Source organism: Klebsiella sp. MS 92-3, assembly GCF_000195655.1.
Taxonomy (GTDB): domain Bacteria; phylum Pseudomonadota; class Gammaproteobacteria; order Enterobacterales; family Enterobacteriaceae; genus Klebsiella; species Klebsiella pneumoniae.
Window position 1 is genome coordinate 34778 of record NZ_GL882763.1, and the last position, 3995, is coordinate 38772.

5 protein-coding genes and 1 pseudogene are annotated in these 3995 nt (G+C 54.5%); 3 read left to right on the plus strand and 3 right to left on the minus strand.

Annotation, left to right across the window (positions count from 1 at the left end):
• Positions 1 to 54 precede the first annotated feature (54 nt).
• Genes arsA through arsR form a run of 3 tightly spaced genes read right to left on the minus strand, consistent with a single transcriptional unit; the run spans position 55 to position 2586 of the window.
• On the minus strand, positions 55 to 1806 hold the full coding sequence (gene arsA / locus HMPREF9538_RS21190) for an arsenite efflux transporter ATPase subunit ArsA (RefSeq protein WP_004152099.1): 1752 nt from the start codon (positions 1804 to 1806) through the stop codon (positions 55 to 57).
• A 17-nt stretch (positions 1807 to 1823) separates the two neighbouring features.
• Positions 1824 to 2186: an arsenite efflux transporter metallochaperone ArsD gene (gene arsD, locus HMPREF9538_RS21185; protein WP_004152100.1), complete on the minus strand. Its 363-nt coding sequence runs from the start codon at positions 2184 to 2186 to the stop codon at positions 1824 to 1826.
• Between the two features lie 49 nt (positions 2187 to 2235).
• Positions 2236 to 2586, minus strand: a complete 351-nt coding sequence (gene arsR, locus HMPREF9538_RS21180; protein WP_004152101.1) for an As(III)-sensing metalloregulatory transcriptional repressor ArsR — start codon at positions 2584 to 2586, stop codon at positions 2236 to 2238.
• Between the two features lie 357 nt (positions 2587 to 2943).
• Here arsR and HMPREF9538_RS21175 point away from each other — a divergent pair, with 357 nt between their 5' ends.
• The 3 genes and pseudogenes from HMPREF9538_RS21175 to HMPREF9538_RS21165 form a co-directional block, all read left to right on the plus strand.
• Complete coding sequence (locus HMPREF9538_RS21175; protein ID WP_004152102.1) at positions 2944 to 3213, plus strand: hypothetical protein; 270 nt, start codon at positions 2944 to 2946, stop codon at positions 3211 to 3213.
• The gene (locus HMPREF9538_RS21170) at positions 3201 to 3776 is read left to right on the plus strand and encodes a hypothetical protein (RefSeq protein ID WP_009484299.1); all 576 of its coding nucleotides are present in this window, start codon (positions 3201 to 3203) and stop codon (positions 3774 to 3776) included. The genes HMPREF9538_RS21175 and HMPREF9538_RS21170 overlap by 13 nt, the downstream gene beginning before the upstream one ends.
• Before the next feature lie 30 nt (positions 3777 to 3806).
• Positions 3807 to 3995 (plus strand): annotated as a pseudogene (locus HMPREF9538_RS21165) (DNA-binding protein); the annotation flags it as partial.

The following is a 3995-nucleotide window of genomic DNA, read 5'->3' on the forward strand; positions in this document are numbered from 1 at the left end:
AAAAAAACCCCCCCCCGGGGGGGGGTTTTTCCCCCCCCTGTAGATGTCAAAAAATTAACTCATCAACTCTCTGAGCTTTTCAATACCGGCGGGCTCTGACGCCAGCACCGGAACAAGCGCTATACGGTCAGCATGCTGATTCTTAACAGCCTCAATCTGAGGCAGTTCCTGTTGAGCACGCTGACAAAGCAACGGAGAACGCGTATCCGCAATGGAAAGGCTGTTATTGATAATCCAGCCCCACGGATGAATCCCCGCTCTTTCAAGGTCAGCCTGCAGGTTTGCCGCTTCCAGCACCGGTGTGGTTTCAGGAAGCGTAACCAGCAGAACTTTGGTTCTATCCGGGTCCTGAAGCTGCATCATGGGGGTAGTAAAATGACCTTTACTCCCCATTTTTTTGGCAATCTCTCGGTGATAAGCCCCGGTCGCATCCAGCAACAGCAGCGTGTGTCCGGTAGGGGCGGTATCCATGACAACAAAGCGCTTACCCGCTTCACGAATCACACGGGAGAAGGCCTGAAACACGGCAATTTCTTCAGTACAGGGAGAGCGTAAATCCTCTTCCAGTAACCGTTTCCCTGCTTCGTCCAGATCTCTTCCCTTCGTCTCAAGAACATGCTGGCGATAGCGTTCGGTTTCATCGTGAGGGTTGATGCGGCTGACCTGCAGGTTTTTGAGGCTGCCGTTCAGCGTTGTACTCAGGTGCGCAGCAGGATCAGAGGTCGTGAGATGCACGTCAAATCCCATGTCGGCCAGCCTGACGGCGATGGCGGCAGCCATCGTGGTTTTCCCTACACCACCTTTGCCCATCAGCATAATCAGGCCGTGTTCACTGCGAGCGATATCATCGACCAGGCCAGAGAGTGATAAGTTTTCAGGCGTGTACAGGATGTTCGTTACCGGGAGCGGTAATGCCTCAGAACGGGTAGCCAGCAGTCCCTTCAATGCTGAAACACCAACCATATTGACTGGCTGGAGTAACAGGGTATCTGTCGGTAGCTCAGATAAACCGGCAGGAAGATTTGCCAGTGCCTCCTGCTCACGTTGCCATATCGCCGCGGCCAGGGCGTCATGTTCAGCTTCGGCTTCAGGCAGCACACCATTAATCACCAGATATTGATTTTTCAGGCCAATCTCAGCCAGTTCCTCATGAGTGCGGGCGACTTCCTGCAGCGTAGAATTTTGCAGTCGTGCAACCAGAACCAAGCGGGTACGTTCAGGGTCGGATAACGCCTCTACCGCATGAGCATACTGCTCACGCTGCTTTTCCAGCCCGGCCATCGGGCCAAGACAGGAGGCACCATCTGGATTGCTTTCAATAAAGCTACTCCAGGCACCAGGAAGCTGGAGAAGGCGAATCGTGTGGCCCGTCGGCGCGGTATCAAAAATGATGTGATCGAAACGGGTCAGCAGGGAAGCGTCTGTCAATAAGCCGGTGAACTCATCAAACGCCGCAATCTCAGTGGTGCAGGCTCCTGAAAGCTGCTCGCTGATACTGTTAACAACGTCATCAGGCAGAAGACCTTTGATAGGATCAACGATTCTGGCCCGATATTGCCGGGCGGCTTCCTGCGGGTCAATCTCCAGAGCAGAAAGCCCAGGAACTGCTGTCACAGGGCGAATCGTGTTACCGATAGCCAGATCGAATACCTGACCGACATTGGAGGCCGGGTCGGTACTGACCAGCAAAACCCGCTTACCCTGTTCGGCAAGGTGGATAGCCGTCGCGCAGGAAATGGAAGTTTTTCCTACACCACCCTTGCCAGTAAAAAACAGGTAAGGCGGGATATTCTGTAATAATTTCATATGTCCTCCTGACATATTCAGCAACAGGAAGTATTACCACCACAGCAACTGGTGGGAGCTAACCCTACCTTCTCCAGCGGAATACCGAACCAGCGAGCCAGCTCAGCGCGTTTTGGGTATCGCCCAGCCATCACCGTTTCGCCGTCCAGCAACAGCAGCGGAAGCCCTTCTGCGCCGGATGCATCGAGGAAGGCTTTCGCTTTCTCATTGTGAACAAAGCTCATGGGCTGCTGCGCCAGGTTGTAACGTTCAACCTGTACGCCACGTCCTTTCAGCCACTGCATATCAGCAGAAAAATCAACCAGAACCTGATCGACATCTGAACCACATACACCGGTACTGCAGCACATTGCCGGGTCAAACACCGTTAACGTCTTCATTCTGAATACCTCATACATTCGAAAAAACACATATGTTCAGGCAAATTTTTTAGATGCAAACAGCCTTACCGCTACCAGAGCAGTTTGCCGATGCCAGCTTACGGGCGATGGCCTGTACGTCGTCCTGTTGGCTTAACCAGGCCTGCTCAATCACCTGAGCAGCCCAGGAAGGAATATGCGGGGATAAGCGATAATGAACCCATTTCCCCTGCTTGCGATCCAGCAATAGACCGCTTTCCCGGAGCATTGCCAGATGACGGGAGATCTTGGGCTGGGACTCATCCAGCGCCGTGCAGAAATCGCAGACGCACAGTTCTCCCAGCTCCCTGAGCAGCAGGACAATACCCAGACGGGTTTCATCGGACAGGTTTTTGAAAAGCTTAAGGGCTGTAAGGGGCATTATTCCTCCTGTTCGGTTGCGTAAAGCATACGCCCGAAGACAAAAAAAACAACCATATATTCGGAAAATCGAATGTGTGAAAGTGTCAGATGACGCTGTCACGCTGGTATACGTCCATTACTTTCCGGGGAAAATACATGTGTGTTACAGAGATCCGACTTAGCCAGAAATCGGATCTGCGCGGCGGGAAACCGGTAAGTGATATGATAATTAAGTCACACTCACAAAATCATACTTGATATGATATTTATCATTAACCGCATAATAATATCTGATATGATGTTTAAATGATGAATAACAAATCATATATGATATGATTTATCTTCTTTAATCACATAATCAGACGGAGCGTGCAGGATGGATGAGAAAGTATTCTTTCACCTGAGTTATGAAACCATGCTTGGCGACACGGAAGATTTTATTAACGCGTGTCTTGAACGGGCAAACCGTGCGGACTGCAATGATGCCGATGCGGAGATTGCCCGGGCACGCAGCGCGATCGAACTCTGGTACCACCTGGCGATGGCGGGCCGTGCCCCGGAAGACGTCGCCGACAGGGACCATCTGCGCCTCACCGGAATGCTCCTGCGCGCTCCCACAGCAGAACAACGTTCATGGCAGCAGTAACAACCTCCCGCAGGCCGTCGCCGCTGCAGCGACGGGTACTGATTGTGCTGGCCGCCCTCGATGCGAAACGTCCGGGGCCGGTGGCGACGCGGGATATCGAGCGGGTGCTGGAGCAGGGCGGGGACGCCCCGGTGTACGGACCGAACCTGCGCGCCTCCTGCCGGCGCATGGAAGCCGCGGGCTGGCTGCGCACCCTGCGCGCGCCGAACCTGCAGCTGGCCGTCGAGCTGACGGAGGCCGGTCGCGGCATTGCAGAACCGCTCTTCCAGGCAGAACGCGAGGCTGAAACGGCACGACAACGACTGACCGACGTCCGGCGTCTGCCGTTACGCCAGACGGCTGCCGGTGACGCGGTGGAGCTGCAGCTGGGTGACGGTCATTACTCCCTGCGGGAAGCGGCCTACGTGATCCGTCTGGACGGTACCACCTGCCTGCAGCTGACGGATGCCGGCGGCATACGCCGGATAAAAGAGGGCGATCCCCTGCAGGTGGCCAGCTGGTATCAGGCCTGTTTTGATGCAGGCCTGCCGGTCATCGTTCAGGTGAATGAGAGCCGGGACTGATCGCCACCACACAAGGAACAGGAGCATAAAATGAAAGTCACTGAACCCGGACTGAATACGCTGATCGATAACCTGAACACCCTGATTTGTGAGGACAGCCTGCTCACGCGCCAGGAGCGTGAAACCCTGGTGCGGGCCGTGGCGGCCATCGGCGCCATGAAAGCACGCGTCAGCATGAAAAAAGGCGAAGCGCCGACCGTTGCCAGACGGGAAAAAAGG

Bases quoted from the DNA above. Each gene is read 5' to 3' on its own strand.
- arsA (WP_004152099.1), bottom strand. From the start codon at position 1,806: ATGAAATTATTACAGAATATCCCGCCTTACCTGTTTTTTACTGGCAAG.
- arsD (WP_004152100.1), bottom strand. From the start codon at position 2,186: ATGAAGACGTTAACGGTGTTTGACCCGGCAATGTGCTGCAGTACCGGT.
- arsR (WP_004152101.1), bottom strand. From the start codon at position 2,586: ATGCCCCTTACAGCCCTTAAGCTTTTCAAAAACCTGTCCGATGAAACC.
- HMPREF9538_RS21175 (WP_004152102.1), top strand. From the start codon at position 2,944: ATGGATGAGAAAGTATTCTTTCACCTGAGTTATGAAACCATGCTTGGC.
- HMPREF9538_RS21170 (WP_009484299.1), top strand. From the start codon at position 3,201: ATGGCAGCAGTAACAACCTCCCGCAGGCCGTCGCCGCTGCAGCGACGG.